Here is a 26,805-nt window from a genome sequence, read left to right as displayed (position 1 = left end):
GCCCAGTGTTTGGTCCAGAAGGCGGCGACACCTTGCTTCCGGTGTCCAGGGCGCTCTGGGATCCCAGTGGGAGGGCTTCCGAATGAACCGGCGGGCATCGGTTTTCTGGAAACTGTTCGGCAGCCACGTTGCAAACCGCTTCTTACCTTCACGGTCTGACGCGGAAAGATGCGTCGGGGAGATCGATGATCTCTCCGTCGGCAAGACGCACGGCGTGCAGGCTGTGGCGCTTGGGGTGGATGGAGCCAAACCAGTTCTGGATGCGGATGCTGTCCTCGCCGTTGCGGTGGGCGAGGACCAGTTCGTGGCCTTCCACCTGGATATCGAGGTCTTCGGCGCGGATGCCCGGAGCCACTTCGATGACGCTACGGCCGCGGTCTCCGTACATCTCGATCAGGGTGTTGTGGCCGCTGCCGACGCCGAACCGGTAGGTATTGTTGCCGGCTCCGCCGTACAGGAGGTCATCACCGGGACCGGGGTGCAGGGTGTCGTCGCCATACCCGCCGAGCAGCCAGTCCCCACCGGGTCCGGCCTTCAGCGTTGCGCCACCCTCATGCGCCACCACGATCTCGCGCGCCGCCGTTCCCTGCCCGTCCATGCGCACCGCGTCCCAGCCCAGCGCCATTAGCGCGCTCTGTAGAGCAGGGTCGTTCCCGGCCTCGAGCAGCCAGTCGCGCATCAGGCGGTAGGGATCGAAGCCCATTGCCCGCAGGCGCTCGCCGCCAGCCCGTTCAAACTCGAACAGATCGGTCAGCCCCCGGGCCGAGTCACGCACGAAGGTTTCCTGCAGGTTGCTTGTTGTGTCGGAGAAGTCGAAGCCGAGACCGGATGCGTTCACGCGAAAGGCGATCGCATCGAAATAGGGCGCCAAGTGCGTTTGCCGCATGAGCTGGCTGTACATCTCCGTTTTCAGGATGTCGAAGGCCTTGTGCAGCTCAGCGGCACCGCCGGGGCGCGGATTCGGGCTCCCCTGCTGGCGGAAATCCCGCTCCAGAAAGGCCTCCAGAGTGGACAGCTTGCGGCCATCGATGTTGGGCCCGCGGCCTTCCGGGTCGACATCGGCGGCGCCGGCCCACTCGAACAGCAAGCCCTTCATGCGTGCACGACGAGCCTGCACGTCGAGCTCGTCTCGAAAGGCGTCGAGGTGTTCGCGCAAACGCCCGTTCTCGTCATGCTCCAGGGCTTTGCGAAGATCCGGCACGCGACCATAGCCCCGGAGATCCGGCTCGGCTCCGGCGGACTCCAGAAGGTCCCGACCAGAATGATCGCTAAAGGACGACGAATCCAGCTGCCGTTGAGAATCCCCGGATGCAGGTTCCGGCGAGCCGTCACTCGAGGACCGTCCCATCGAGAATGAGCGGCCCGTGGCTGCGGAGTATCCTCGCTCAAACCCGTCGGCAAACTCGACCGCAAACTGGTTCATGCCGTTGCGAACATCGGGCATGTACGCGTACCCGGCGCCCAGTCCGGCCAGCACCAGTAATACGGTAACCAGGGCCGGCTTCATGCGATCGCCTTCCGAGCGACCCAGGCAGTAACAGCCAAGTTCACGTGCGCAGTGGTCGATTGCGAGGGCGACCGGCCAAGGCTGCGGGGCCAAGAAGCCTCAGATCGGTCGTACGCGAGACACCCGAACTCACTAGGGCCTGCCCATGGAATGCTGGCAGGGCCTCCGCAGCCGGATCCTTCTCGAAGTGTGGACGCGCCAATCCGTGGCGAGGTCATGGACAATCCCTTTCCATGAATATGGTTGCGCAGCCTGAAGAGATGCCGGCTGGGTGTCAAGGCAGCGGCGCGTAACCCGCCGTTCCGTCAGGCCTGCGCTGTGCGGGGAGATGCCACGCTGACCTGCAGGGCTGGTATCCTCGCAGTCCGTTTATGGTGGCCGCTTTGGGCGGTCGCGCAAGACCTTTCCGGGCTCGCCCCGACCGAGGATTCTGGAGGCCGCATGAGCAGTAAGCACCGACCCACCGATATCCAGTTGCATCAGAAGTCCCGCATCCTGGAGCTGACCTACTCCGACGGCTCGCATTTCGAGCTGCCCTGCGAATTTCTGCGCGTGTACTCGCCCTCGGCCGAGGTACGCGGGCACGGCCCGGGCCAGGAGGTGCTGCAGGTGGGCAAGGAGGATGTGAACATCACCGGGATCGAGCCGGTCGGTAACTATGCGGTGAAGCTGGAGTTCTCTGACGGCCACGACACCGGCATCTATGATTGGGACTACCTGCACAAGCTCGGCACGGAGCAGGAAAGTCTGTGGCAGGATTACCTGGATCGGCTGAAAGAGGCCGGCCACGAGCGCAAGACGCACTGACGATGAAAGAAGAGCCCGGCAAGACCCACTTCGGCTACCAGAGCGTCCCCGAGTCCGAGAAAGCCTCGCGGGTCGGCGAGGTGTTCCACTCGGTCGCCTCGCACTACGACGTGATGAACGATCTGATGTCGATGGGCATCCACCGCATCTGGAAGCGCTACACCCTGGAGCGCACCGGCGTGCGCCCGGGCATGAAGATCCTGGATCTGGCCGGGGGCACCGGGGACCTGGCCGGGGCCTTTGCCCCGCGCGTCGGGCCGAAGGGGCAGATCGTGGTCTGCGACATCAATGCCTCGATGCTGGAGGCCGGGCGCGACCGCATGCTGGACGAGGGCCACGTGGGCAACCTCGACTTCGTGCAGGCGGATGCGGAACAGCTCCCCTATCCGGATGACTACTTCGACCGCGTGACCATCGCCTTTGGCCTGCGCAACGTGACCCGCAAGGAGCGCGCGCTGGCCGAGATGCGCCGGGTGATCAAGCCGGGCGGGCGCGTGCTGGTGCTGGAGTTCTCGCAGCCGATGGCGCCGCTGCGCCCGATCTACGATGTTTATTCGTTCAAGATGCTGCCGCTGATGGGCAAGCTGGTCGCCAACGATGCGGACAGCTATCGCTACCTGGCGGAGTCCATCCGCATGCATCCGGATCAGGAGACCCTGGCCGGGATGATGCGCGATGCCGGGCTGGAGCGGGTCGAGTATGACAACCTGACCGGCGGCATCGTCGCCCTGCACCGCGGCACGAAACTGTAGCGTTTTCATGGCCGAACCCATCGCACTGCCCAGTCCGTTCACGGCCCTGATCGAGGTCGCGCTGAACGAGCACCTGGCGAGCGCGCCGGAGAAGGACCGGGCGCGCTTGGCCGGGCGCGCGATCGCTATCGTGATCGAGCCCCCGGGGCTGGCCTTTTCACTGGTCGGGGCCGCGGATCGCCTGCAGGTCGTCGGTGGTGTCGAGGACCCGGTAGATGTGCAGCTGGCGGGCTCGCCGCTGTCGCTGGCCGCGGCGCTGGGGCGCGACGACCGCTCCGGGCTGACCATCACCGGTGACGCCACCGTCCTCTCCGATCTGCAGCATGCGCTGCGCGACTCCGGGGTCGACTGGGAGGGGCTGTTCGAGCGCTTTGCCGGCGCCGGGGCCGCCGGGCCGTTGCGCCACCTGCTGGATCAGGCCCGCGGGAGCCTGCGCCACCTCGGCCGCCGCTCCGCCGAGGACACCGCCGACTATCTGCGCGACGAGCTCGAGTGGCTGCCGGCCGGCGGGGCGTTCGAGGCCTTTGCCGAGGATGTCGCCGACCTGCGTGATGGCGTCGCTCGACTGGATGCACGCCTGCGCCAGCTGGAGGCCAGCACCGCCTCCGATACCCACGACCGGCAGGCCTGATGCGCCGCGCGCTGTACCGGGGGCTGCGGCTGTGGACCATCGCGCGGGTCCTGGTGCGCTATCGCCTCGATGTCATCCTGTTCACGCTGAAGCCGCTGCGGCCACTGAGCTTTCTGCTCTACCTCGCGCCCTGGAACTGGTTTCGCCGCACTGAAGGCACCCGCGGCGAGCGCATCCGCCGCGCGCTGGAGGACCTGGGGCCGATCTTCATCAAGTTCGGGCAGATGCTGTCCACCCGACGCGACCTGCTGCCGGACGACATCGCGATCGAATTGGCGCGGCTGCAGGACCGGGTGCCCCCGTTCCCGTTCGAGCAGGCGCGCGCGCTGATCGAGGCGGAACTGGAACGCCCGATCGAGATCGCCTTCGCCACGTTCGAGGACACCCCGATCGCCTCGGCCTCCATCGCCCAGGTACACGCGGCCACGCTGCAGGACGGGCGCAAGGTGGTGGTCAAGGTCGTGCGCCCCGGCATCCTCAAGACCATCCGCGCGGACCTCGAGGTGATGCACCTGATCGCGGACCTGGCGGATCGCTACTGGTCCGAGGCCAAGCGCCTGCGCCCGCGCGAGGTGGTGGACGAATACGAAAAGACCGTCACCGATGAGCTGGACCTGATCCGCGAGGGCGCGAACGCCGCCGCGATCCACCGCAACTTCGAGGACAGCCACCTGCTGTACATCCCGGAGATCATCTGGGACTACACCCGCCGCAACGTACTGGTGATGGAGCGCATCGGCGGCATCCCGGTGGCGGACATCGCCGCGCTGCGTGAACGCAATGTAGACCTGAAGCTGCTGGCCGAACGCGGGGTGGAAATCTTTTTCACCCAGGTATTCCGGCACAACTTCTTCCACGCCGACATGCACCCGGGCAACATCTTCGTCGATGCCACCCACCCGGACGACCCGACCTACCTGGCGGTGGACTTCGGCATCGTCGGCTCGCTGCTGGACTCCGACCAGCGCTACCTGGCGGAGAATTTCCACGCCTTCTTCAACCGCGACTACCGCCGGGTGGCGGAGCTGCACGTGGAATCCGGCTGGGTGCCGAAGGACACCCGCGTGGACGAGTTCGAGGCGGCCATCCGCACCGTCTGCGAGCCGATCTTCCAGCGCCCGCTGGAGGAGATCTCCTTCGGCCAGGTACTGCTGCGGCTATTCCAGACCGCGCGACGCTTCAACATGGAGGTGCAGCCGCAGCTGGTGCTGCTGCAGAAGACCCTGCTGAACATCGAGGGCCTGGGCCGCCAGCTTTATCCGCAGCTGGATCTGTGGACCACCGCCAAGCCGTTCATCGAGGACTGGATGCACGAGCGCATGGGCGTGCGCGCATTCATCCGCAATGCACAGCAGCACCTGCCGCGCCTGCTCGCCCAGCTGCCCGAGATGCCCATGCATCTGGAAAAGGCCCTGACGGTAGAGGAGCAGCGCGCCGAGCGCGACGCCGCCCTGCGCCAGCAGATCCGCGATCTGGAAGAGGGGCTGCGCCGCCAGAACCGCCGGCGACACGAGGCCTGGGGAGGCGCGGGGCTGCTCGCCCTGGCGGGGCTGGCCACCCAGCTCGACGTGCCCACATGGCTCGGCCTAGCCTGGCCGGCTTGGCCACTCGGCCTGGTCGGCGCCGCCATGCTGCTGTTCGGGCTGCGCCCGGGCCCGTACCGCCGCCCCGTCGACCGTACCTGAACCCCACGAGCCGACTCGCCCGTTCGGTCACGGACCGTGTCGGTGCCGACTGTAGGAGGCCAGCCCTCTGGCCGATGGCGACTTATCCAACACCCCTCGGCCAGAGGGCTGGCCTCCTACAGGGAGCGGCGGGGCGGCCCGGGGCGGAGAGGTCAGACGTCGAGGAGCAGGCGTGCCGGGTCCTCGATTGCGTCCTTGATGGCGACGAGGAAGCGTACGGCGTCGGCGCCGTCGACCAGGCGATGGTCGTAGGAGAGGGCGATATACATCATTGGTCGGATCACCACCTCGCCGTCCACCGCAACGGGGCGTTCCTTGATCGCGTGCATGCCGAGGATGGCACTTTGCGGCGGGTTCACGATCGGGGTGGAGAACAGCGAGCCGAATACACCGCCGTTGGTGATCGTGAAGGTGCCGCCACGCAGTTCGTCGATATCCAGCTTGCCGTCGCTGGCGCGCTCGGCGAAGTCGCGGATGCGGCGCTCGATGTCGGCGACGCTGGCGTTGCCGGTATCGCGCAACACCGGCACCACCAGCCCGCGCGGCGAGGACACGGCGATGCCGATGTCGCTGTAATGGTGGTAGACGATCTCCTCGCCATCCAGCGCGGCGTTGATGATCGGGAAACGCTCCAGCGCGCGACTGGCAGCGGCGACGAACAGACCCATGAAGCCCAGCTTGATCGAGTGGCGTTTCTCGAAGGTTTCCTTGTAGCGGGCGCGCAGGTCCATCGCCGCAGACATGTCGATCTCGTTGAAGGTCGTCAGCATCGCGGTGGACTGCTTGGCCTCCAGCAGCCGCTCGGCGATGCGCGCGCGCAGACGCGTCATCGGGACACGTTCGATACCGCCGGCGGACGGCGCCCGCTCGCGCTCCGGGGCACGCCCCTGGGGCGACGCAGAAGACGGCGCCTCGCTGCGGCGCGACCGGTCCGTCTGCACGCGCTCGACGTCCTCGCGCAGGATGCGGCCGTCCTCGCCGGTGCCCTCGACATCCTCGGCCTGGAGCCCGGCCTCCTGCAGCAGGCGCCGCACGGACGGGCTGGGCGGCGGCGCGGTACCGGAGTCGCGATCCGACGCGCCGCTGGCACTGTCAGGAGTCTGGTCAGCTGTCCCGGCCTCGGCAGTCTGCCCGGACGTCTCCCCTGACTCATCAGAGGATTGCGCGGGCTCCGGAGGCTCCTCCTCTTCGGCATCGACATCGTTTTCAACAGACGTCTCGGCCGCACCCAGATAGCCGATTACCGCATCGGTCTTTACGGTGTCACCTTCGCTGACCTCCAGCGACGTCAAGGTGCCAGCAGAAGGGGCGGAGACCTCGAGCACGACCTTGTCGGTCTCCAGCTCGGCGATCAGCTCATCGCGCTTGACCGCATCGCCCGCCTTCTTGTGCAGGGCGACCACCGTCGCATCGGCGACGGACTCCGGGAGTTCGGGGACCTGGATCGGGGTGGGGTCGGATGCCATCTCTCTTCCTTGTGCCGTGCGTCAGTGTTCAGGGCGTGGGGTGCGGGGTATCGCGCGAGCTGATCGGGCCGAACGCGCGATCGAGCAGATCCTTCAACTGTGCCTTGTGGACCTCCGGATAACCGACCGCCGGCGCGGCGGCCGGGGGCCGCGCGACCGCGTGCAGCGTCTGGCCGCGCACCGCCAGCATCGGGTTGATGCGCGGGGCCACGAACTCCAGATAGCCCTGGTTCTCGGGCTCGTCCTGCACCCAGACAAACTCCTCCGCGTGCGGATAGCGCCCAAGCAACTCGGTCAGGCGCGCCTCGGGGAACGGGTAGCACTGCTCCAGGCGCAGGATGGCGACATCCCAATGATCGCCCTCGGACTGGCTGGCGGCCAGGTCATAGTAGATGCGCCCGCTGGTCAGCAGCACACGCTTGACGGCGTCGGGGTCCTTGATGCGCGCATCGTCGATCACGGTCTGGTACTGCCCGTTCGCCAGGGCGTCGAGATCGGAGACGGCCTCCTGGTGGCGCAGCAGGCTCTTCGGGGTCATCACGACCAGCGGCTTGCGGTACGGACGCACCATCTGCCGCCGCAGCAGATGGAAGATCTGCGCGGGTGTGGTCGGCACACAGACCTGCATGTTCTCCTGCGCGGCCAGTTGCAGGAAGCGCTCGGGGCGTGCCGAGGAATGCTCCGGGCCCTGGCCCTCATAGCCATGCGGCAGCAGCAGCGTCAGCCCGCACAGCCGGCCCCACTTCTGCTCGCCGGAGGAGATGAACTGATCAATCACCACCTGCGCACCGTTCACGAAATCGCCAAACTGCGCCTCCCAGATCACCAGTGCCTCCGGCGCGGCGGTCGCATACCCGTACTCGAACGCCAGCACGCCCTCCTCGGACAGCAGCGAATCGATGATCAAAAAACGCGGATGATCCGGATCCAGTCGCCGCAGGGGTACCAGGGACTTGCCAGTTTCCTGGTCGTGCAGCACCGCATGACGGTGGAAGAATGTCCCACGCCCGGAATCCTGCCCGGACAGACGGATGCGGTAGCCGTCCTGGATCAGCGCCCCATAGGCGAGCGTCTCGGCCGCGCCCCAGTCCAGCGGCTGTTCGCCCGCGGCCATAGCGCGGCGCGCGTCGAGGACCTTTTGTACGCGCGGATGGACCTGGAAGTCCTCCGGCGGTGTGGAGAGCTGGTCCAGCATCCGTGACAGACGGTCGGCCGGGACCCCTGTCTCCACGTCCTGATCCCAGGTCTGATGCAGGTACGGTTCCCAGTTGGTCGTGGTGCCGTGCCCATTCTGGTGCAGCGACAACGCGACCGGCTCGCCGGCATCCAGACGGCCGCGATAGGACTCCATCTCGTCGTCCTGGGACTGCTCATCGGTCAGCCCGGCCTCGATCAGTGTGCGGGCGTAAAGCTCGCGGGTCGTCGGCAGGTCACGGATATGCCGGTACATGTGCGGCTGTGTAGCGGCCGGCTCGTCGGCCTCGTTGTGCCCCTGTCGGCGGTAGCAGACCAGATCGATCACCACGTCCTTGCCGAAGCGCATGCGGTAGTCCAGCGCGACCTGGGTGACGAACACCACGGCCTCGGGGTCGTCGCCGTTCACGTGCAGGATCGGCGCATTCACCATCTTGGCGACATCGGTCGCGTAATGTGTCGAACGCGCGTCCTTGAGCGTGGAAGTGGTAAACCCGATCTGGTTGTTCACCACCACGTGCACCGTTCCCTTGGTGGAGAACCCCCGGGTCTGGGACATGTTCAGGGTCTCCATGACCACGCCCTGTCCGGCGAACGCGGCATCGCCATGGATCACCACGGGCATCACCCGGTTGCCCTTGCGGTCGCCGATACGCACCTGGCGGGCGCGCACCGAGCCCTCGACCACGGGCGTCACGATCTCCAGATGCGAGGGGTTGAACGCCAGTGCCAGATGGACCGGGCCACCGGGTGTCTCGACACCCGAGGAGAAACCCATGTGGTACTTGACGTCCCCGGTGCCACGATCATCACGCGGACGCCCTTCGAACTCGCCGGCCAGTTCCGAGGGGGCCTTGCCGAACAGGTTGACCAGCACATTCAGGCGCCCGCGATGCGCCATGCCGAGCACGATCTCCTGCAGCCCGCGCGCGCCACCGCGCTGGACCAGCGCGTTCAGCAGCGGGATCAAGCTCTCCGCGCCCTCCAGGGAAAAGCGCTTTTGCCCGACATAGCGCCGATGCAGATAACGCTCCAGGCCCTCGGCCGCGACCAGGCGTTCAAGAATGGCCAGCCGCGTATCGTCGTTGAAGTCGAAATGGCCATGGGCCGATTCCAGGCGCTCCTGCAGCCAGCGCTTTTCCTCGGTCGCCGCGATATGCATGTACTCGGCACCGATCGTCGCGCAATAGGTCTCGCGCAGAACCCGCTCGATCGTGTCCAGGGACACCGGTCCCTCGATGAACAGGGAGCCGGGATCGAACAGGATGTCCGGGCCGACTCGATCCAGGCCGTGATACTCCCGGCTCAGCTCCACCGGAGGTTCGGGCGCCTCGCGCTCCAGCGGATCCAGACGCGCCCCGAAGTGGCCCAGGTAGCGATAGGAATTGATGAACTGCAGTACCCGGATCTGCAACTGCTCGTGCGCCAGATCCGGGCGATCGCTGGAACGCCGACGGCGCTCCCGACGCCGCGCCCCCTCCAGCGAACGAAAGTAATCGGCCCAGGCCGGCGGCACGGACTCCGGGTCCTCGCGGTAGCGTTCCAGCAGGGTCTCGGCGAAAAGCAGGTTGTCCGGGTGCAGCTCCTGTCCGGAGACCGGCGTATCCAGCCGGTGCAGCGAGGGCATGTCGTTCATTCGCGATGTTCCGATTACTCTTGCGCGGTGTTGTTACTTGGGACCACTCTCGGCGGCGAGGTTCCCCGCACGGGACCGATGAAGGTTGTGTCCGAGAGTAGCGCGTTTGCGCGGGCGAAGGCACACGTCCCGCATGCGCAACGTGCGATTCCGCCCGGGTTTCCCTACCATTCGCGCATGGATGTCTCTCCCCTGCTCGATTCCCTGAACCCGGCCCAGCGCGAGGCCGTGGCCGCCCCGCCGCAACCGCTGCTGGTGCTGGCCGGTGCCGGCTCCGGCAAGACCCGCGTGCTGGTACACCGCATCGCCTGGCTGATCGGCGTGGAGGGCGTGGCTCCGCACAGCCTGCTGGCGGTCACCTTCACCAACAAGGCGGCGGCCGAGATGCGGGGGCGCATTGAGGCGCTGCTGGGACACCCGGCGACTGGACTGTGGGTCGGCACGTTCCACGGGCTGGCCCACCGCCTGCTGCGCCAGCACTGGCAGGATGCCCGGCTGCCGCAGGGCTTCCAGATCCTCGACTCCGACGACCAGTTGCGCATGGTCAAGCGCGTGCTGCGCGGCCTGGAGCTGGACGAGGCGCGCTGGCCACCGAAACAGGCGCAGTGGTACATCAATGCGCGCAAGGACGAGGGCTCGCGCCCGGAACACCTGCCGGATACCGGCGACCCGGTCGCGCGCCAGTGGGTGCGTATCTACACCACCTACCAGCAGGCCTGCGAGCGCGCCGGGGTGGTGGACTTCGCCGAGCTGATGCTGCGCTCGCTGGAGCTGCTGCGCGACAACAAGGCCCTGCTGGAGCACTACCGCACGCGCTTTCGCCATGTGCTGGTTGACGAGTTCCAGGACACCAACGACATCCAGTACGCCTGGCTGCGCCTGCTGGCCGGCGACAGCCCGGTATTCGCGGTCGGCGACGACGACCAGTCCATCTACGGCTGGCGCGGCGCGAAGATCGAGAACATCCAGCACTTCCAGCAGGACTACCCGGGCACCCAGGTCGTGCGTCTGGAGCAGAACTACCGCTCCAGCGCCAACATCCTGAACGCCGCCAACGCGCTGATCCGCCACAACTCAGGCCGCCTGGGCAAGGAGCTGTGGACCGAGGACAAGGAAGGTGCCCCGGTGCGCCTGTACACCGCGCTGAACGAGCAGGAAGAGGCGCGCTTCGTCGCCGAGACCATCGCCCGCCATGTGGACCAGGGCGGGCTGTACCGCGAGTGCGCGGTCCTGTATCGCTCCAATGCCCAGTCGCGCGTGCTGGAGGAGACCTTCATCGCGCGGCGCATGCCCTATCGCGTCTACGGCGGCCTGCGCTTCTTCGAGCGCCAGGAGATCCGCGACGCCCTGGCCTACCTGCGCCTGGCCGGAAATGGCGATGACGATGCCGCCTTCCTGCGCGTGGTCAACCAGCCGCCGCGCGGGATTGGCGAAAAGACCCTGGAGGGCCTGCGTCAGGCAGCCCAGGCGGCGGACACCAGCCTGCTCCAGGCGGCCGCCCATGCGGTCGACTCCGACGCCATGCCCGGGCGCGCGCGCAACGCGGTCGCCAGCTTCGTACAGCTGATCCACACCCTGCAGCAGGAGCTGCCGCGCCAGCCGCTCGCCGATCAGGTGGAACAGGCGATCGAGCGCGCACAGCTGCGCGAGCACTACAAGAAGGAGAAGGGCGAGCGCGGCGAGGCGCGCCTGGAGAACCTGGACGAACTGGTGGGTGCGGCGCGGGCCTTCGACATGGAATCCACCGCCGAGAGCGAGGAAGGCGAAGGCAACCGCCTGACCGAGTTCCTTGCCCACGCGGCGCTGGAGGCCGGCGAGGGCGCGGCCGACCCGCACGAGGATGCGGTGCAGATGATGACCCTGCACTCCGCCAAGGGCCTGGAGTTCCCGCTGGTCTTCCTGACCGGCATGGAGGAGGGCCTGTTCCCCAACGCGCGCTCGCTGGAGGAGCCGGGACGGCTGGAGGAGGAGCGCCGCCTGGCCTACGTCGGCATGACCCGCGCGGAGCAGGAGCTGTACCTGATCCATGCCGAAACCCGGCGCCTCTATGGCCGCGAGTCCTACAACGTCGCCTCGCGCTTCATCCACGAGATCCCGGAGGACGCGCTGGAGGTGCTGCGCCCGCAGGCCTCGCCGTATGGCGCAGGGCGCTTCGCAGCCAGCCGCCAGCGCAGCGCGGGCTGTGGATCACTGGATACCGCGGATGCCTCCGCCCGCGACAATGGTCTGTCCATCGGGGCCCGCGTGCACCATGCAAAGTTCGGCGAAGGCCTGGTTACCCAGTTCGAGGGTTCCGGCAACTCGGCACGAGTGCAGGTGAACTTCGCCCACGCCGGATCCAAGTGGCTGGTACTCGGCTTCGCCAAGCTCGAGGTCCTGGGCCAGCACTAAAAAGCCCCGCCGAGGCGGGGCTTCGGGTTACGGACTGCAGGACCGATCACTCGATCTTGATGTAGGCGAATCCCTTCTCGTTCTGCAACTCGGCGATGCGTACCACACCCGAGGGCACAAACTCGACGTGGTCGTAAACCTCATCCTGGTCCAGACCGATCTGCGAACGGGTGATCTCGCACAACTCCAGCTTGACGCCATGGGTGCTGGCCAAGCTCATCAGGCGACCGCGCAGGGTATCGCGTTCTTCCTTGAGCTCCTCGTCAGCTTCGAAAGGTGTATCGGCGAGGTCGTCGTCAGTCAGGAAACGGATGCCGTGCGCGACGAACACGATGCGCACGTCCACATCCATGAACTCGTTCTGATAGTGCGTCATCATGTTGTTGATGCTCGTCAGCATCGCGGAAAAACGCCGGGGGTCAGCGAAATCGGCGTGATACACCACCTTGGCCTCGGGCTCCATGGCCTCGGCGCGGGGCGTGAACGCCAGCGCGGCGAACAGCAGGCCCGTCAGCATCAGGGCCATCGCAAAACCGGGCAGGCGTGCCATTCGAACGGCGCGGGAGAGCGGAAACATCGTAGTTCTCCTTGTAGGGTGGTCTTGTCTTATACAGTAGACGTCGCGACCGGGCCACGCCATCCATAACGGGCTCGCCCCAAGGTTGACGCGAACCTGGGCCAGCGGTATGCTCTGCCGCCTTTTCCAGAACCTAGCGCATCAACGCGAGGGAAGTACTTTGGCGAATATTGCTTCTGCCCGTAAGCGGGCCCGTCAGGCGGTCAAGAATCGCGCTCACAACATGGCGCTGCGCTCCCGTTTCCGCACGGCCATGAAGGCTGTGCTGAAACCGTTGCAGCAGGGCGATGCCCAGGCGGCCAGCGAGGCCTACAAAAAGGCCGTGCCGGTCATCGACGCGACCGTGAGCAAGGGGCTGATCCACCGGAACAAGGCGGCCCGCCACAAGAGCCGTCTGAACGCCCGCATCCGCGACCTGGCCCAGGGCTAACGGCCCCGGCCGTTCGGGGCCCTGCTCCGAACCGGATCGCCCGCAAAGCCGCGCCCGGATCATGTCCGGGCGCGGCTTTTTGCGTGGACACTCCAGGGCGTAGCCATACGGGCACGTATTATTCGATCAGTACGCGGGCACGCCCCTCGCCTCGCGGATCGGAGGCGGCCTCCAGCCGTCCCTCGCCGCGATTCCACAGGATCGCCTGCATGTCACCGAACGGCCGCACCTGCGGCACCAGGCGGTGACCACGCGCCACCAATTGTCCACGCGTGTCCATATCGAACACGCTCGTCTCGTGTTCCACGCGATCCGGCAGGTACTGGTGATGGTAACGCGGCTGTTCGACGATTGCCTCCGCGTCCAGGCCTTCCACCACACCCAGGATACCGTGCAGCACCATGGTGATGATGCGGCTCCCGCCCGGGGTTCCCAGGATCGCCACCCGATCGTCGGTCTCGACAAAGGTCGGGCTCATGCTCGACAGGGGCCGCCGATACGGGGCAATCGCGTTGGCCTCAAACCCGATCAGGCCGTAGGCATTGGGCACGCCCGGCTTGGCCGAGAAGTCGTCCATCTCGTTGTTCAGCAGGACCCCGGTACCGGGCACCACATAGCCGGAACCGAACGGGTAGTTCAGCGTCAGCGTGGCGGCCACGCGGTTGCCGTCGGCATCGATCACGGAGAAATGAGTCGTTTCCGGGCTCTCGGTGGCCTGCGCCGGATCCGGAACATCCGCCTGCGGGTCCACCGATAGCGGCAGGTAGCGACTGGGCGTGGCTTCGTCCGGGTGGATGGTCGCACGCAACCCGGCCGCGTAGTCGCGCGACAATAGCCGCTCCAGCGGCATGTCGACATGATCCGGATCGCCCAGGTACTCGGCACGATCACGGTAGGCGCGGCGCATCGCCTCGATGGTCAGGTGCGCACGCAGATCCGGGGCCAGCTCTTCGAGGTCGTAGAACGACAGGATGTTGAGGATCTGCCCCAGGGCGACGCCGCCCGAGGACGGCGGCGATGCGGTGGTAATTCGCGCGCCGCGATACTCGATGTGGATCGGGTCGCGCTCGACGACCTTGTAGCCCGCAAGATCCTCCAGCGTCCAGATACCGCCCGCCTCGCGCACGCCTTCCACCAGGCGCTCGGCCAGGGCCCCGGTGTAGAAGCCGTCGCGGCCCTCTTCGGCCAGGCGGCGCAGGGTATCGGCCAGGTCCGGCTGCACCAGGCGCATGCCCGCGTCCGGCACGTCGCCATTATCGAGGAAGATCTGCGCGGCATCAGCGCCATCCCGTAGCGCCTGGTGGCGGAAACTCGCCATCTGGTTGTAGCGGCCGCCCACCTCGACACCATCTTCTGCCAGGCGGATCGCCGGCTCCAGCGTATCGCCAAGCGGCAGGCTGCCGTAGTGGCGGGACAGGTGATCGATACCCGCTGGCATACCGGGGATGCCAGCCGCGAGCACCCCATCGAGCGACAGCCCCTCGACCACCTGGCCATCATCGTCCAGGTACATGTCGCGATGCGCCTCGCCCGGGGCCGTCTCGCGGGCATCCAGCATTACGCTGCGGTCATTTTCCGCGTCGTAAAGCAAAAAGAACCCACCGCCGCCAAGGCCGGAACCGTAGGGCTCGGCCACGCCCAGGGCAGCCGTCACGGCGACGGCGGCATCGAACGCGTTGCCCCCTGCGGCGAGGATGCGCTCGCCCGCCGCGGTGGCCTCCGAATGGGCGGAGGCCACCGCTCCCTGGCCGGGCCCCTCGGCCTGAACGGGCGCCGCCAGTAGGGCGGCAACCAGGGCGACGGGGAGCAGGCGCCCAAGCATCGTTACGCGCCCATCAGCTTCTCGTACTTCGCCTGCAGCTGCTCGCGCGTCTCCCGACGGTCAGGATCCAGCGGGATGCAATCGACCGGGCAGACATCCTGGCACTGCGGTTCGTCGTAATGCCCGACGCACTCGGTGCAGCGCTCCGGGTCGATCTCGTAGATCTCGTCACCGGGATAGATGGCCTCGTTCGGGCACTCGGGCTCGCAGACATCGCAGTTGATGCATTCATCGGTGATCATCAGGGCCATGGGCTTTTCCTCGCATCCAGTCGCGGGCCCAGCCTAGCGGGCCTCGCCGTTTTGTTCGGCCAGCATACGCGCCACGCCGGGGCTTACGAATTTTGAGACGTCTCCGCCCAGACGGGCGATTTCCCGTACCAGACTGGAGGAGACGAAGCTGTATTCCTCCGCCGGGGTCAGGAACAGCGTTTCGACCTCGGGAGCCAGCTGGCGGTTCATTGCTGCCAGCTGAAATTCATGTTCGAAATCCGATACCGCGCGCAGGCCGCGCAGGATCACGTTCGCCCCCTGGGCGTGGACAAACCGAGCCAGCAGGACGTTGAAACCCTGGACCTCGACCCCTTCGATTCCCTTCACCGCCTCCTCGGCCAGCGCGACCCGGGTTTCCAGTGGAAAGGCCGGTCCCTTGTTCGGATTGGCGGCCACCGCGATCACCACGCGATCAAACAGGCGCGCGGCACGGCGCACGATATCGGTGTGCCCGTGGGTAATCGGGTCGAAGGTGCCGGGATAAATCGCGGTGACTTGGGGCATGCCAACAGCCAGCAGGGAACAAGTCCCGTATTAGACCGCAAGGGGTGGGGGCACACCAAACACCCCCACACGGGCATGTTCGGAAAACGCCGGGCCAGGCTTTACACTGCCCCGTCTCGTCCACCGCCGCTTGAGGCTACCGATGACCGATGACTACCGCCCGCCGCTCGCCGATTACTGGGACCAGCTCGAGGCCCGCTACGGGGGCGGGTTCAACTTCCACCAGATCTCGCGCGAGGAACTCGCCCAGCTGATCGAGCACCTGCGCCACGCCGTGAAGGAAGACCCGCAGGTCACGGACGTCGAGAAACAGAACCTGGGGCTGGTCCTCAAGCACGCCGAACAGACTCTGGAAAAGCGCAAGGCCTGACGGGCTTCCCGCTACTCCTGCGGCGCGCGTGCTTCCAGCGCCGCGGGGCAGGACGGCAGGGCGCGACACTGATCGCCGTCGTCAGGCGCCCCGGCCGCAGCCCCCAGGGTCGGGGCATAGCTCCCGGGTCCCGCCAGCTCGCCCGCGCAACTGGCGGCCTCGCGGGCCTGCTCGCCACACTGGCGGGCAATCAGCACATGGGCCAGGTTGTTCCAGCCCTCGTGCCGTTGCGGATCACGGTCGATCAACTGACGCAATGCGTCCTCCGCCGTCGGAAGATCGCCCTGGGCGAAGGCCACGTTCGCGAGTCCGACATAGCCAATCGGGTGCTCCGGCCAGCGTTCCATCGCAGTCTGATAGCCAGTGGCGGCGGGGCCCAGACGTCCCACCTGCTCCAGCTCGTTCACCGCCCGCAGCCAGCGCAGCGGTTCGGCCGTGGCCGGCAACTGGTCCGGTTCGATCACCAGAAAGGCCCAGCGATCACCACGGGCCCAAGTACGCTCGAAGCGGGAAAACGAATTCACATGGCGCTCGATGGGTCCGCTGCGCAGGTACACCTCGCGCTCTTCCAGGTCGTAGCCCATCACCACGGCAAAATGCCATTCGGGGAACATCGCCACCCCGAGGTTCTGGAACACCACCACCGGGTTACCCTGCGCCACTTCGCGCAGTATCGCCTCCAGCTGCGGCTCCACGCGGTAGGCCACCAGGTCACGGGCACGGGCCGCCGCGCGCATCTCCGCCTGCAGGCTGCCCTCGCGGGCCGGGATATAGACCTCGTCGATCAACTCTTCCAGCGAGGCATCGATCCCACGGGCCCCCAGCACCGTGGCCAGGGCTGCCGGACCGCACTGGTAATCCTCCTGCGGGAAGAATGGGGTGTCTTCCAGCTCGACGCGGGTGGGCAGGTCGTCCGGGGTTTCACTGGATAGTTGGGCGCTTTGCGGCGCAGTGGCGCAGCCACTGAGCCAGAGCACGGCGAACAGGCCGCAAACGAGCGCGGCGAGCCCGGGGGCTCGCCGCCAGAACAAAGGCATCATCAGGTGTCTAGCGTTCGCGGGCAGGGCCCACAAACGCAAAGATATCGGTCACACCGACCGCATCCAGGATCACCAGCACGATGAACACGATCGCGACCACACCCACTACACCGGCGGCGCCGGCCGGATCGGTCTCCATGCGGGCCTCAAGCTGGGCCAGCTCGTCCGGCGTCAGGCGGGCTACACGCTCCTGGGCACGGTCGGGGTCCACCCCCATCTCGACCAGCTTTTCGCGAACAGCCTGATCATCCAGCTGCTTGAGCAGTTGAGCGCGGGTGTCATCAGCGCTCGTCTGCTGGATCATGGATCCAGTATCCACCATCCCTACGCCGGCGAAAGCTGGGGTCGCGGGCAACAAGGCCAGCGCCATCGCAACCAGGAAAGCGGCAGGGGCGGACAACCAACGGCGATGCGGTGCGTGGGACATGGTCGAACTCCTTTTTCGATTGAACAGGCCCGACAATCCGCCGGGAAAGCTATTTCAGTGTACCCGCCGGCTCGGATGCGCCAAGCCCTGAATCGCTCATTTTTTTAATACCCGTCACGCAATTGAGCGCCATGCCGGACACTCGGACCGCGACACGCGGATGCAATCAGGTCTCCTCGGCCGGGTCAACCTTCTCGATCTCGTACTCCAGCACCTCGACCGAGCGGGCCCAGGCACCGCCACAGACGCTGTCGTCGCGCGTGCGCTCGCGCATGTCGCCGGGAGCAATCGTGCCAAAGCGACGCACCGTCGTACGAACGTCGTCATCGAGTTCGCCCGGGCAGGTGTAGGCCGTCTTGGTCACGGTCACATCGACGTAATCATCGCTCTCGTTCACCACGCGCCATTCACCACGCACGTTGTCGCAGCCATGGTCGCGCAGGCGGTATTCGACCTTGATATTGTCAGGTGAACCGTCGGCCGGCAGCCAGTAGGCGCCCTGCGCCGCCACGGTACCGGGCGCGGCGAACGCGAGGCTCATCAAGGCTGCGGCTGAAAAGCCCACCAATGTCCGGTTCAAAATCTGGCTTGTCATGATGTCCTCCACAATCTCTGGACCTTGGCTGGCCCTCTTGCGTGGCCTTTATCACACATTAGACGCCGGAATTACGCCGTATATGCCGTTTCCGGGCGCCACAAAGGGTTTTTCCTCACCGGAAAAACCCGTACGTTGACACATGATCGCACCTTCGCCTGAAACTCGGATGAATGAAATCGTCCTGGATTCGACTCTGACCTGCCCCGAGTGCGGGCACGAGAAGACAGAAACGATGCCTGTCGACGCCTGCCAGTGGTTCTACGAGTGCACGGGCTGCGGCGTTTTGCTGCGCCCGCTTCCAGGCAATTGCTGCGTGTTCTGTTCCTTTGGAACCGTGCCCTGCCCGCCCCTTCAGCAGAAAGGCCCGGGCGGCTGCTGTACACCCGCGAGACCTTCGGGCCGATGACCTGGGTGCCTACTCCGTCTTGACCTCGAACGGGGGGCAGCGTTTTGGCAGCAACTCACCACGAATGCGTGGATAGCAGGGGAGGCCGCGCTCGAATGGCGGCGCGTCCTCGCCCTGGATCAACGGCCGCAGATAGTCCCGCGCGGCCTGGGTAATGCCGTAGCCATCCGGGGTGATGTAGTTGCGTGGCATGCCCTGTTCGATATCGGCCACGGTCTCCAGCGAGGTGAATCCGATACTCCAGCGGTACGGCTTGCTGGAGTCACGCCGGATGATCGGCATGAAGGCATCCTCCCCCGCTACCACACCTTCCACCGCCACCCGACCACAGGCATAGGCCTGCTCCACATCCACCTTCGACGCAATATGGCGCGCGGCTCGCTGGATGTAGTCCACCACGGCCCAGTGCAGCTTGTGGCCCGTCTTGTCGCGGATCAGTTCGGCCAGGCGCGGAGCGGCGCCCCCAAGCTGGGTGTAGGCATAGACATCGTGGTTCTGCGCCACCGAGAACAGGCCCCCGTCGGGATTCTTGAGCCCCTCAGAGACCACCACCACGCAGTAGCCGTGGCGCTCGATGGTGCGGTTCAGGTGTTCGAGGAAATCCTCCTGGTCGAACGGGATCTCGGCGAACAGAATCAGCATCGGCGGCTGGCCGTCGAACTCCTGCGCCAGCGCCGCTGCGGCCGCCAGCCAGCCGGCATGGCGCCCCATCACCTCCATCACGAACACCTTGGTGGAACTGGTATGCATGGATTCGACGTCCAGGCTGGCCTCGCGTACCGCCGTGGCGATGAACTTGGCGGCGGAGCCAAACCCCGGGCTGGAATCAGTGACGGCCAAATCGTTGTCGATCGTCTTCGGCACGCCGATGGCCTTGATCGGAAAGCCCATGCGTTCACCCATCTTCGCGATCTTCAGCGCCGTGTCCATGGAGCCGCCACCACCGTTGTAGAAGAAGGTGCCGATGTCGTGGGCGCGAAAGACCTCGACCAGACGCTCGTACTGCTCCGGGTCCTTGTCCGGGTCGCCCAGGTCAAAGCGGCAGGAGCCAAACGCCCCACCCGGTGTATGGCGCAGGGCCGCCAGGGTCAGCGGGTCTTCATGATCAAGGTCGATGATCTCTTCGCGCAGGACACCCAGGATGCCGTCGCGCGCCGCATAGACCTTGCCGAAATGGGCGGGATGGGCGCGCACCGCCTCGATCACTCCCCAGGCGCTGGCGTTGATGACGGCGGTGACCCCGCCCGACTGGGCATACAGCGCGTTCTGCGGCATATAAATCCTCCATTTTTGTTGGGGGTCCCGGATGGCGAGCAAACGCAGTGCCAGGGCCGTCGCTCCGCCATCAGTGCTACAGATCGGCCACAAAGGGTGCTTTTGCTACACTATGCCGCCTTTGACACCCGGCGCGCCGGGGCCGTTCGCCCCGCGATGGGGCTGGTGTGCCCCATTTCGCGCTGTGTCGCCCGATTCACAACAGCATCAGGATTGCATCATGCATATCGGCACCACTCTGACCAACTGCATCATCGAAACCCAGCGCGGCATCCAGGGCGCAACCGGCGAATTCACCGGTCTGCTGAACGACATCTCCGTGGCGTGCAAGAAGATCTCCAACCTCGTCGACAAGGGCGATCTGGTTGGCGTGCTTGGCTCCGCCGGCTCCGAGAACGTGCAGGGCGAGACGCAGAAGAAACTCGACATCATCACCAACGAGGTGTTTATCGAGAGCCTGAGCCACAACGGCCATGCGGCCGGCCTGGCTTCCGAGGAGATGGACGAGATCTGCGAGATGCCGGCCGGTGCCCCGCGTGGCCATTACCTCGTTCTGTTCGATCCGCTGGACGGCTCCTCCAACATCGATGTGAACGTCTCCGTCGGCACCATTTTCTCGATCCTGAAGGCCCCCGAGGGCGTGACCGACCCGAAGACCGAGGACTTCCTGCAGCCGGGCACCAAGCAGGTCGCCGCCGGCTACTGCCTGTACGGCCCGTCCACCATGATGGTGATGGCCACCGGCCAGGGCGTGAAGATGTTCACCCTGGACAAGGACTTCGGCGAGTTCCTGCTGACCAAGGACAGCGTGAACATCCCGGAGGACACCCAGGAGTTCGCGATCAACATGTCCAACGGCCGCTTCTGGGAAGCGCCGATCAAGCGCTACATCGACGAATGCCTGGCCGGAAAGGAAGGTCCGCGCGGCAAGGACTTCAACATGCGCTGGGTCGCCTCCATGGTCGCCGAGGTGCACCGCATCCTGTGCCGTGGCGGGGTGTTCATGTACCCGATGGACACGAAGATGCAGGCCAAGGGCACGACCGGCAAGCTGCGCCTGATGTACGAGGCCAACCCGATGAGCTTCATCGTCGAACAGGCTGGCGGCGTCGCTACCACGGGCCGCGAACGCATCATGGATATCAACCCCGAGGGCATCCACCAACGCGTGCCGGTGGTCCTGGGCGCGAAGAACGAAGTGGAGCGCATCACCGGCTACCACAACGAGGGCTGATCCCTCGGTCTGGCAGCGCAAAGCCCGGCCCCGCAAGGCGCCGGGCTTTTTTGTGTCCGGAAGGCGATTGTTGTAACGCACGTTACGTTGCTGATATATCTGTAACATGGATTCGCCGAATACCGACTGGCAACTACTCATCCTCGCCTTTCAGAGCGGGCAGGACTCGACCCGGGTCCGACTTTGGCGTGCGCTGAAGGCGCTGGGCGCCGCCACGCTGCGTGACGGCGTCTATCTCCTGCCCAACCGCTCGGATCTTCGCGATGCCCTGCTGGATCTGGCGGAATCCGCGCGCGCTGCGGGCAACCAGGCCTATCACCTGCCGGTGGCGGCCAACGCCGAGGAGCAGGCGCACTACCGCAGCCTGTTCGACCGCGAGGCCGAGTACCGCACGCTGCAATCAAATGCCGAGACGCTCCTGGGTCAGTTGCCCGGGCTGAGCGAGGCCGAATTGCTCAAACGCCTGCGCCAGATTCATCGCGAGGCGGAGCAGCTACGCCGTACCGACTATTTCCCCGGGTCCGGACGCGGATCACTGGAGGCCCAGTTGGCCCGGCTCGAGTCCGCGGCTCAGGCAACGCTCTCGCCGGATGAACCCTCGCCCGCGCCCGACACCGGCATCGACCGCCTGGATCCGGCGGACTACCGAGGCCGGCTGTGGGCGACCCGCGCGGCCATGTGGGTCGACCGGGTCGCCAGCGCCTGGCTGATCCGCGAATTCATCGACCCCGAGGCGCGCTTTGTCTGGCTCGACACGCCGGCCGAATGCCCGGCCGAGGCGCTGGGCTTCGATTTCGACGGGGCCGCCTTCACCCACGTCGGCGACCGCGTCACCTTCGAGGTGCTGCTGGCCGCCTTCACCCTGGAGCACGACAGCGGTCTGGCCGGCCTGGCCGAGATGGTGCACTTCCTGGATGTCGGCGGCCGCCCCATCCCCGAAGCGCCGGGCTTCGAGAGCATCCTGACCGGGGCCAAGCAACAGTGCGCGGACGACGATGCCCTGCTGGCCCGGGTGACCCCGGTGCTGCACGACCTACGTCAGGCCTATGAACAACAATCCGGAGGGGCCTCCAGATGACGGATTCCGAGCAGGCGACAACACCACGACCCGACCCGCCCACTCGAGCCGAGGCCTTTCGCTACTGGCTGAAACTCGGCTTCATCAGCTTCGGTGGCGCCGCCGGGCAGATCGGAATGATGCACGACGAGCTGGTGGAACGGCGTCGCTGGGTCTCCGAGAAACGCTTTCTGCATGCGCTGAACTACACCATGGTGCTGCCGGGGCCCGAGGCCCAGCAGCTGGCGACCTATCTCGGCTGGCTGCTGCACGGCACCTTCGGCGGACTGATGGCCGGACTGCTGTTCATCCTACCGTCGTTGTTCCTGATGATAGGGCTGTCGTGGGCGTATCTGGTCTTTGGCGACGTTCCTGCGGTGGAGGCCGTGTTCTACGGCATCAAGCCGGCAGTGGTCGCGATCATCGTCTATGCCGGCTGGCGCATCGGCGGGCGGGTGCTCAACAACGGCCTGCTGTGGCTGATGGCCATAGCGGCCTTCCTGGCGATATTCGCGCTCAACATCCCGTTCCCGTACATCATCATCACTGCCGGGATCCTCGGCTGGCTGGGCAGTCGCGTCTGGCCCGAACGCTTCCAGAGCGGCGAGTCGCACGGGGCTGGCCGTGTCGAGTCGCGTGGCCCGGCGGTGGTGGACGACGACACACCACCCGCCCCCTGGATGCAGTTCCGCTGGGCACGGGTGATCCGCTTTCTGGTCGTGGGCCTGGGCCTGTGGGCCGTTGTGTTCGGGGCCCTGCTCGCCGTGTTCGGCTGGGATGCCACGCTGACCCGCATGGGGCAGTTCTTTACCCAGACTGCGCTGGTCACCTTTGGCGGAGCGTATGCGGTGCTGCCCTATGTATACCAGGGCGGGGTCGAGACCTATGGCTGGCTGAGCCCGACGCAGATGATCGACGGCCTGGCCCTGGGCGAATCCACGCCTGGACCGCTGATCATGGTCGTCACCTTTGTCGGCTTCATCGGGGGCTGGACGCAGGCCTTTCTCGGGCCAGACCAGATCGTGCTGGCCGCCCTGCTCGGGGCCCTGGTCGCAACCTTCTTTACCTTCCTGCCGTCGTTCCTGTTCATCCTGGTCGGCGCACCGCTGGTCGAGCGCACCCGCGGGGACCTGCACTTTACCGGGCCGCTGACGGGCATCACCGCCGCCGTTGTCGGGGTGATCGTGAACCTTGCCGTCTTCTTTACGTGGCACGTGCTGTGGCCGGACGGATTCGACGGTGCCTTTGAGTGGTTCTCCGCTCTGCTGGGCATCGCTGCCTTCATCGCCCTGGCCCGCTTCCGGGTCGGGATCATTCCGCTGATCGCTGTCTGCGCCGCTCTCGGCGCTGGGTATCAGCTTCTGTTCTAGGAGTTCGTGACATGCTGAAAAACACGCGCAACAGGGCCCTGCTCGTTCTGGCCCTGGCGGCTTTGGCTCTAAGCCCGATGCTCGCGGCCAAGGAGGCGCCCATCCTGCCCGAACCCGAAGCGGTCTCGGACCATGCCCGTGCCTGGGTCGGGCCGTACGGCGGGCCGGACACTGAAAACCAGGGCTTTCGCATGAACCTGGGTTACGTGGTCGGCGAAGACGCCGTGGCCGTGATCGATTCCGGCCATACCCCGGAGATGGCCAAAGAGATGCTGGAGCATATCCGCGCGACGACCGACAAGCCGGTGCGCTACGTAATCAACACCAACTCGCAACCACACCGCTTCATGGGCAATGACGTCTTCCGCGAGGCCGGGGCCGACATCCTGGCCGCGCCAGAGGCCGTCGACCGCATGCAGGGGAACGCCTCGATGTTCGCCATGCAGCTCGAGAACGCGCTGGACCGGCCGGAAGGTTCCACCGAGCACCCCGAACCGCCGAACGTGATGGTCGAGGACCGAGAGGAACTGGACCTGGGCGGTGTCACGCTGACGGTTCGCCATGTGGGCAGCGCCCACACCCACGGCAGTCTGATCGCGGTAGTCGAGCCCGACAACGTCGTGTTTGCCGGTGACGTGCTCTACGGGGGGCGCCTGCTGGCCATCCTGCCCGACGGCAGCATGGAGGGTTGGCTGGAGGCCTACGAACTCCTGCAGAACGAATACTCGGATGCGAAGTTCATTCCGGGCCACGGTGAACCGGGCGCACTGTCGACCTTCGACCACCCGACCCACGACTACCTGCGCGCGCTGTGGGACCACATGTTTGAGGCGGCGGACATGGGCACCGACATGCAGTCCGCGATCCGCGCCTTTGACGACTCGCCCTGGCAGGATCTGGCCGACTTCGACGACCTGGCCCCGCGCAATACGAATATCGCCTATCAGGAAGCCGAAAGCGCCCTGTTCTAGCGACCAGCCACGTCCGGCGCCCGCCGGCGCCGGACGTTTCGCTCGACCGCTTTACGATCCGCCCTATACGATCCGCCCATCGAGTTGCGCGCCCGCACTCGGGTCATCGAGCATCGTGCGCAGATTGTTGCTGGTCTGCTGCGCAATACTTTCCAGAGCTTCGCGGGTCAGAAAGGCCTGATGGCCGGTCACCAGCACGTCGTCGCGCTGCATCAGCCGCGCCAGACGGGCGTCCGGAAGCCCCTGCGCCGACCAGTCATAGAAGAACAGGCCGGCTTCATCTTCATAGACATCGAGCCCCAGCCCGCCCAGTTGCCCCGAATCGAGCGCCGCTTCGGCTGCGTCGGTATCGAGCAAGCCGCCTCGCCCGGTATTGATCAACAACGCACCACGCGGCAACCGTGCAATGCGTTCGGCATTCATCAGATAGCGTGTCTCGGGGGTAAGCGGGCAATGCAGACTCACCACCTCGGAGGCCGCCAGCAGATTGTCCAGCGCACAGTACTCGACCCCAGCGGCCTGCAGATCCGGATTGGGGTAGGGGTCGTACGCCAGCACATGCGCCCCGATGCCCTGAAGCGCACGCGCGAAGGCGGAGCCGATATTGCCTGTGCCAATCACGCCGACGGCGCGCCGCGCCAGATCGAAACCCACCAGGCCCGTCAGGGCGAAATTGCCGCGCCGCACGCGCTCCCAGGCCTGCGGGATATGGCGGTTCAGAGCCAGCAACAACGCCAGTGCATGTTCGGCGACGGCATTGGGGGAGTAGGCGGGCACACGGGCACACTGCATGTCCAGCCCCTGGGCGTGCGCTCGATCCAGGTTGTCGCAACCAGCGCAACGCAATGCAATCACCCGAATACCAAAGTCACGAAGCCGGTCGAGTACAGCCGGCCCCAGGTCGTCGTTCACGAATGCACAGATCGCACCCGCGCCCTCTGCCTCGCTCACCGTCCTGGCGTCGAGCTTGGCTTCGATGAAGCGGGGTTCAAGACCGACCTGTCGAAAAGCCGGGGTCAAAAACTCGCGATCATGGCTCTGCGTACTGAATACGGCGACTTGCATCAATATCGGCTCCACACGAAACAATCGCACCCATCTTCGCGGCAGGCGAGCCACGAGCCAAGTCGCCCGCACTTCGACGACCGCATATGTCGTGGCATGGTTGCATCACCAGCACACACTGTGCCAGCACGCCCCTGGCGCCACGCCATCGTCCAGTCGCCGGTGCATGCCTGCAGGCACAGTTCCTGCTAAATACCGACAGCGTCAGTAACACGCGAACGCCCGGAGGCCCGTCACGACAGTGCCATCCATGATCGGGGATAATCACGCTGCACTGAGAAGAGGCGACAGCGCACCATGACGGAACTGAAAAAGGCAATCGAGCACCAGCGCGAATACCTGGAGGCCCGACTACAGGAGCCGCTGGCCGACATTGCAACGCGCCTGAGCGCAGCCTGGCCACAACGCGAGACGCTGGATTCGATCCTGGAGGAGGCGATCCGGCAAATCCCCGAGGCCACCTTCGTGTATGCGCTGAATACCGAGGGTATCCAGCTGTCCGACAACATCTCGCGCAGCGGCGTGCTGCCGGAACATTTCGGTCGCGACCGCTCGCAGCGTCCCTACATGAAGGAAGCCGTGCCGGCCGAGGGCTTTCTGCTCTCGGAGGCGTACATCAGCCTGCTCGGTCGCCGCCCGTCACTGACTGCGCTGCAGCTGGTGCGCGACAAGAACGGCACGGCACTCGGCTTCCTGGGTGCGGACTTCGACCTGCGCAACCTGCCGGATCTGTCGGAGGACCTCTACGAGGAGCCCAGCGAGTGGCGTCAGATCAAGGGCGATCCGTCCATCCGTGGAACGCTGTTTCTGCAAAGCCGCACCGAGAGTCTGATGGACCAGAACATGGACACCGCGCTGGCCATCCTGGACGAACTGTTTACCGAACGCGGCGTGTTCCAGGGGGTGTTCCACTTTTCCAGTTCGCGGGCGACGCTCTGGACCACCGAGGACCCTTACCGCTACCGCATCCTGACCCACGAGTCGCTGGCCGATCCGGATGTCTGCCTCGCCTTCCCTCACGAACCGTATCCGGAGGAGGCCCTGATCCCGAAGGAGGCCGTTGGCCGCGTACTGCAGGGGCTGAAGGCCCTGCGCTTTGCCGACGAAACCATCTACCTGCGCTCGGCTTCGATAAACCTGTTCAACGGCATGGTCAGCCTGACCTTCTCCTGCGACGGCTCCCACTACATGACCTGGGACGACTTCCTCGGCCGCTCCATCGACTTCTGGATCGGCGCCACGGGTTAAAGGACGCCCGTCGCACTGACAGTAGCCCGTCCTCTGGGCCATGATGGGCACGACATCAGGCAGGGGCCCG

General features: G+C 65.9%; 25 protein-coding genes. 13 read left to right on the top strand and 12 right to left on the bottom strand.

Features of this window, described 5'->3' with window-relative positions:
• Positions 1 to 148: 148 nt before the first annotated feature.
• Entirely contained in the window at positions 149 to 1,507 is a 1,359-nt protein-coding gene (locus F623_RS0101985) for a calcium-binding protein (protein ID WP_018860967.1), read from the bottom strand.
• 441 nt (positions 1,508 to 1,948) lie between these two features.
• Between F623_RS0101985 and F623_RS0101980 the strand changes: the two genes are divergently transcribed.
• Genes F623_RS0101980 through ubiB form a run of 4 tightly spaced genes read left to right on the top strand, consistent with a single transcriptional unit; the run spans position 1,949 to position 5,382 of the window.
• Positions 1,949 to 2,314 carry a gamma-butyrobetaine hydroxylase-like domain-containing protein gene (locus F623_RS0101980; protein WP_018860968.1) on the top strand — a complete coding sequence of 122 codons (366 nt, stop codon included), beginning with the start codon at positions 1,949 to 1,951 and terminating at the stop codon, positions 2,312 to 2,314.
• A 2-nt stretch (positions 2,315 to 2,316) separates the two neighbouring features.
• A complete protein-coding gene (gene ubiE, locus F623_RS0101975) occupies positions 2,317 to 3,066 on the top strand; it encodes a bifunctional demethylmenaquinone methyltransferase/2-methoxy-6-polyprenyl-1,4-benzoquinol methylase UbiE (protein WP_018860969.1) in 750 nt (249 codons plus the stop codon).
• A gap of 7 nt (positions 3,067 to 3,073) precedes the next feature.
• On the top strand, positions 3,074 to 3,697 hold the full coding sequence (locus F623_RS0101970) for an SCP2 domain-containing protein (protein WP_018868111.1): 624 nt from the start codon (positions 3,074 to 3,076) through the stop codon (positions 3,695 to 3,697).
• Positions 3,697 to 5,382 (top strand): ubiquinone biosynthesis regulatory protein kinase UbiB, encoded by a 1,686-nt coding sequence (gene ubiB, locus F623_RS0101965; RefSeq protein ID WP_018860971.1) that lies wholly within the window; start codon positions 3,697 to 3,699, stop codon positions 5,380 to 5,382. Before F623_RS0101970 ends, ubiB begins: the two co-directional genes overlap by 1 nt.
• Before the next feature lie 152 nt (positions 5,383 to 5,534).
• On the opposite strand, the gene odhB is transcribed toward ubiB, so the two are convergent.
• Positions 5,535 to 6,848, bottom strand: a complete 1,314-nt coding sequence (gene odhB / locus F623_RS0101960; RefSeq protein WP_018860972.1) for a 2-oxoglutarate dehydrogenase complex dihydrolipoyllysine-residue succinyltransferase — start codon at positions 6,846 to 6,848, stop codon at positions 5,535 to 5,537.
• 28 nt (positions 6,849 to 6,876) lie between these two features.
• Positions 6,877 to 9,678, bottom strand: a complete 2,802-nt coding sequence (locus F623_RS0101955) for a 2-oxoglutarate dehydrogenase E1 component (RefSeq protein ID WP_018868112.1) — start codon at positions 9,676 to 9,678, stop codon at positions 6,877 to 6,879.
• A 177-nt stretch (positions 9,679 to 9,855) separates the two neighbouring features.
• Here F623_RS0101955 and uvrD point away from each other — a divergent pair, with 177 nt between their 5' ends.
• Positions 9,856 to 12,069, top strand: a complete 2,214-nt coding sequence (uvrD, locus tag F623_RS0101950) for a DNA helicase II (RefSeq protein WP_026278604.1) — start codon at positions 9,856 to 9,858, stop codon at positions 12,067 to 12,069.
• A gap of 46 nt (positions 12,070 to 12,115) precedes the next feature.
• Here uvrD and F623_RS0101945 read toward each other — a convergent pair whose 3' ends face one another.
• Entirely contained in the window at positions 12,116 to 12,646 is a 531-nt protein-coding gene (locus tag F623_RS0101945) for a DsrE family protein (protein ID WP_018860975.1), read from the bottom strand.
• A gap of 160 nt (positions 12,647 to 12,806) precedes the next feature.
• On the opposite strand from F623_RS0101945, the gene rpsT reads away from it, so the two are divergent.
• On the top strand, positions 12,807 to 13,076 hold the full coding sequence (gene rpsT / locus F623_RS0101940; protein ID WP_012981510.1) for a 30S ribosomal protein S20: 270 nt from the start codon (positions 12,807 to 12,809) through the stop codon (positions 13,074 to 13,076).
• 118 nt (positions 13,077 to 13,194) lie between these two features.
• On the opposite strand, the gene ggt is transcribed toward rpsT, so the two are convergent.
• Genes ggt through coaD form a run of 3 tightly spaced genes read right to left on the bottom strand, consistent with a single transcriptional unit; the run spans position 13,195 to position 15,674 of the window.
• Positions 13,195 to 14,898, bottom strand: a complete 1,704-nt coding sequence (gene ggt / locus F623_RS0101935) for a gamma-glutamyltransferase (RefSeq protein ID WP_018868113.1) — start codon at positions 14,896 to 14,898, stop codon at positions 13,195 to 13,197.
• A 2-nt stretch (positions 14,899 to 14,900) separates the two neighbouring features.
• Positions 14,901 to 15,149 carry a YfhL family 4Fe-4S dicluster ferredoxin gene (locus tag F623_RS0101930; protein ID WP_018860977.1) on the bottom strand — a complete coding sequence of 83 codons (249 nt, stop codon included), beginning with the start codon at positions 15,147 to 15,149 and terminating at the stop codon, positions 14,901 to 14,903.
• Between the two features lie 33 nt (positions 15,150 to 15,182).
• A complete protein-coding gene (gene coaD, locus F623_RS0101925; RefSeq protein ID WP_018860978.1) occupies positions 15,183 to 15,674 on the bottom strand; it encodes a pantetheine-phosphate adenylyltransferase in 492 nt (163 codons plus the stop codon).
• A 142-nt stretch (positions 15,675 to 15,816) separates the two neighbouring features.
• On the opposite strand from coaD, the gene F623_RS0101920 reads away from it, so the two are divergent.
• On the top strand, positions 15,817 to 16,044 hold the full coding sequence (locus F623_RS0101920) for a hypothetical protein (protein WP_018860979.1): 228 nt from the start codon (positions 15,817 to 15,819) through the stop codon (positions 16,042 to 16,044).
• Between the two features lie 11 nt (positions 16,045 to 16,055).
• Here the strand turns inward: F623_RS0101920 and F623_RS0101915 are convergent, their stop codons facing one another.
• From F623_RS0101915 to F623_RS0101905, 3 genes are all read right to left on the bottom strand, one after another.
• Positions 16,056 to 17,084 (bottom strand): PA2778 family cysteine peptidase, encoded by a 1,029-nt coding sequence (locus F623_RS0101915; RefSeq protein ID WP_018868114.1) that lies wholly within the window; start codon positions 17,082 to 17,084, stop codon positions 16,056 to 16,058.
• Positions 17,085 to 17,091: 7 nt separating this feature from the next.
• Positions 17,092 to 17,511, bottom strand: a complete 420-nt coding sequence (locus tag F623_RS0101910; protein ID WP_018860981.1) for a PA2779 family protein — start codon at positions 17,509 to 17,511, stop codon at positions 17,092 to 17,094.
• A 166-nt stretch (positions 17,512 to 17,677) separates the two neighbouring features.
• A complete protein-coding gene (locus F623_RS0101905; protein WP_026278605.1) occupies positions 17,678 to 18,118 on the bottom strand; it encodes a hypothetical protein in 441 nt (146 codons plus the stop codon).
• A gap of 157 nt (positions 18,119 to 18,275) precedes the next feature.
• On the opposite strand from F623_RS0101905, the gene F623_RS12985 reads away from it, so the two are divergent.
• Positions 18,276 to 18,515 carry a GDCCVxC domain-containing (seleno)protein gene (locus F623_RS12985; protein WP_081616571.1) on the top strand — a complete coding sequence of 80 codons (240 nt, stop codon included), beginning with the start codon at positions 18,276 to 18,278 and terminating at the stop codon, positions 18,513 to 18,515.
• Positions 18,516 to 18,524: 9 nt separating this feature from the next.
• On the opposite strand, the gene F623_RS0101900 is transcribed toward F623_RS12985, so the two are convergent.
• On the bottom strand, positions 18,525 to 19,790 hold the full coding sequence (locus tag F623_RS0101900; RefSeq protein WP_018868115.1) for a 6-phosphofructokinase: 1,266 nt from the start codon (positions 19,788 to 19,790) through the stop codon (positions 18,525 to 18,527).
• A gap of 220 nt (positions 19,791 to 20,010) precedes the next feature.
• Between F623_RS0101900 and F623_RS0101895 the strand changes: the two genes are divergently transcribed.
• From F623_RS0101895 to F623_RS0101880, 4 genes are all read left to right on the top strand, one after another.
• Positions 20,011 to 21,024 (top strand): class 1 fructose-bisphosphatase, encoded by a 1,014-nt coding sequence (locus F623_RS0101895; protein ID WP_018868116.1) that lies wholly within the window; start codon positions 20,011 to 20,013, stop codon positions 21,022 to 21,024.
• Positions 21,025 to 21,130: 106 nt separating this feature from the next.
• Positions 21,131 to 22,102 (top strand): chromate resistance protein ChrB domain-containing protein, encoded by a 972-nt coding sequence (locus tag F623_RS0101890; RefSeq protein ID WP_018868117.1) that lies wholly within the window; start codon positions 21,131 to 21,133, stop codon positions 22,100 to 22,102.
• Positions 22,099 to 23,451 (top strand): chromate efflux transporter, encoded by a 1,353-nt coding sequence (gene chrA / locus F623_RS0101885; protein WP_018868118.1) that lies wholly within the window; start codon positions 22,099 to 22,101, stop codon positions 23,449 to 23,451. The genes F623_RS0101890 and chrA overlap by 4 nt, the downstream gene beginning before the upstream one ends.
• A gap of 11 nt (positions 23,452 to 23,462) precedes the next feature.
• Positions 23,463 to 24,422, top strand: a complete 960-nt coding sequence (locus tag F623_RS0101880) for an MBL fold metallo-hydrolase (RefSeq protein ID WP_018868119.1) — start codon at positions 23,463 to 23,465, stop codon at positions 24,420 to 24,422.
• Between the two features lie 63 nt (positions 24,423 to 24,485).
• Here the strand turns inward: F623_RS0101880 and F623_RS0101875 are convergent, their stop codons facing one another.
• Positions 24,486 to 25,487 carry a 2-hydroxyacid dehydrogenase gene (locus F623_RS0101875; protein ID WP_018860988.1) on the bottom strand — a complete coding sequence of 334 codons (1,002 nt, stop codon included), beginning with the start codon at positions 25,485 to 25,487 and terminating at the stop codon, positions 24,486 to 24,488.
• A 297-nt stretch (positions 25,488 to 25,784) separates the two neighbouring features.
• On the opposite strand from F623_RS0101875, the gene F623_RS0101870 reads away from it, so the two are divergent.
• Positions 25,785 to 26,735, top strand: a complete 951-nt coding sequence (locus tag F623_RS0101870) for a PDC sensor domain-containing protein (RefSeq protein ID WP_018860989.1) — start codon at positions 25,785 to 25,787, stop codon at positions 26,733 to 26,735.
• Positions 26,736 to 26,805: the final 70 nt, after the last annotated feature.

Origin of the sequence: Thioalkalivibrio sp. ALD1 (assembly GCF_000381245.1) — a bacterium.
Taxonomy (GTDB): domain Bacteria; phylum Pseudomonadota; class Gammaproteobacteria; order Ectothiorhodospirales; family Ectothiorhodospiraceae; genus Thioalkalivibrio.
This window is presented reverse-complemented; position numbering and strand designations above follow the sequence as displayed.

Bases quoted from the DNA above. Each gene is read 5' to 3' on its own strand.
- F623_RS0101985 (WP_018860967.1), bottom strand. From the start codon at position 1,507: ATGAAGCCGGCCCTGGTTACCGTATTACTGGTGCTGGCCGGACTGGGC.
- F623_RS0101980 (WP_018860968.1), top strand. From the start codon at position 1,949: ATGAGCAGTAAGCACCGACCCACCGATATCCAGTTGCATCAGAAGTCC.
- ubiE (WP_018860969.1), top strand. From the start codon at position 2,317: ATGAAAGAAGAGCCCGGCAAGACCCACTTCGGCTACCAGAGCGTCCCC.
- F623_RS0101970 (WP_018868111.1), top strand. From the start codon at position 3,074: ATGGCCGAACCCATCGCACTGCCCAGTCCGTTCACGGCCCTGATCGAG.
- ubiB (WP_018860971.1), top strand. From the start codon at position 3,697: ATGCGCCGCGCGCTGTACCGGGGGCTGCGGCTGTGGACCATCGCGCGG.
- odhB (WP_018860972.1), bottom strand. From the start codon at position 6,848: ATGGCATCCGACCCCACCCCGATCCAGGTCCCCGAACTCCCGGAGTCC.
- F623_RS0101955 (WP_018868112.1), bottom strand. From the start codon at position 9,678: ATGAACGACATGCCCTCGCTGCACCGGCTGGATACGCCGGTCTCCGGA.
- uvrD (WP_026278604.1), top strand. From the start codon at position 9,856: ATGGATGTCTCTCCCCTGCTCGATTCCCTGAACCCGGCCCAGCGCGAG.
- F623_RS0101945 (WP_018860975.1), bottom strand. From the start codon at position 12,646: ATGTTTCCGCTCTCCCGCGCCGTTCGAATGGCACGCCTGCCCGGTTTT.
- ggt (WP_018868113.1), bottom strand. From the start codon at position 14,898: ATGCTTGGGCGCCTGCTCCCCGTCGCCCTGGTTGCCGCCCTACTGGCG.
- F623_RS0101930 (WP_018860977.1), bottom strand. From the start codon at position 15,149: ATGGCCCTGATGATCACCGATGAATGCATCAACTGCGATGTCTGCGAG.
- coaD (WP_018860978.1), bottom strand. From the start codon at position 15,674: ATGCCCCAAGTCACCGCGATTTATCCCGGCACCTTCGACCCGATTACC.
- F623_RS0101920 (WP_018860979.1), top strand. From the start codon at position 15,817: ATGACCGATGACTACCGCCCGCCGCTCGCCGATTACTGGGACCAGCTC.
- F623_RS0101915 (WP_018868114.1), bottom strand. From the start codon at position 17,084: ATGATGCCTTTGTTCTGGCGGCGAGCCCCCGGGCTCGCCGCGCTCGTT.
- F623_RS0101910 (WP_018860981.1), bottom strand. From the start codon at position 17,511: ATGTCCCACGCACCGCATCGCCGTTGGTTGTCCGCCCCTGCCGCTTTC.
- F623_RS12985 (WP_081616571.1), top strand. From the start codon at position 18,276: ATGAATGAAATCGTCCTGGATTCGACTCTGACCTGCCCCGAGTGCGGG.
- F623_RS0101900 (WP_018868115.1), bottom strand. From the start codon at position 19,790: ATGCCGCAGAACGCGCTGTATGCCCAGTCGGGCGGGGTCACCGCCGTC.
- F623_RS0101895 (WP_018868116.1), top strand. From the start codon at position 20,011: ATGCATATCGGCACCACTCTGACCAACTGCATCATCGAAACCCAGCGC.
- F623_RS0101890 (WP_018868117.1), top strand. From the start codon at position 21,131: ATGGATTCGCCGAATACCGACTGGCAACTACTCATCCTCGCCTTTCAG.
- chrA (WP_018868118.1), top strand. From the start codon at position 22,099: ATGACGGATTCCGAGCAGGCGACAACACCACGACCCGACCCGCCCACT.
- F623_RS0101880 (WP_018868119.1), top strand. From the start codon at position 23,463: ATGCTGAAAAACACGCGCAACAGGGCCCTGCTCGTTCTGGCCCTGGCG.
- F623_RS0101875 (WP_018860988.1), bottom strand. From the start codon at position 25,487: ATGCAAGTCGCCGTATTCAGTACGCAGAGCCATGATCGCGAGTTTTTG.
- F623_RS0101870 (WP_018860989.1), top strand. From the start codon at position 25,785: ATGACGGAACTGAAAAAGGCAATCGAGCACCAGCGCGAATACCTGGAG.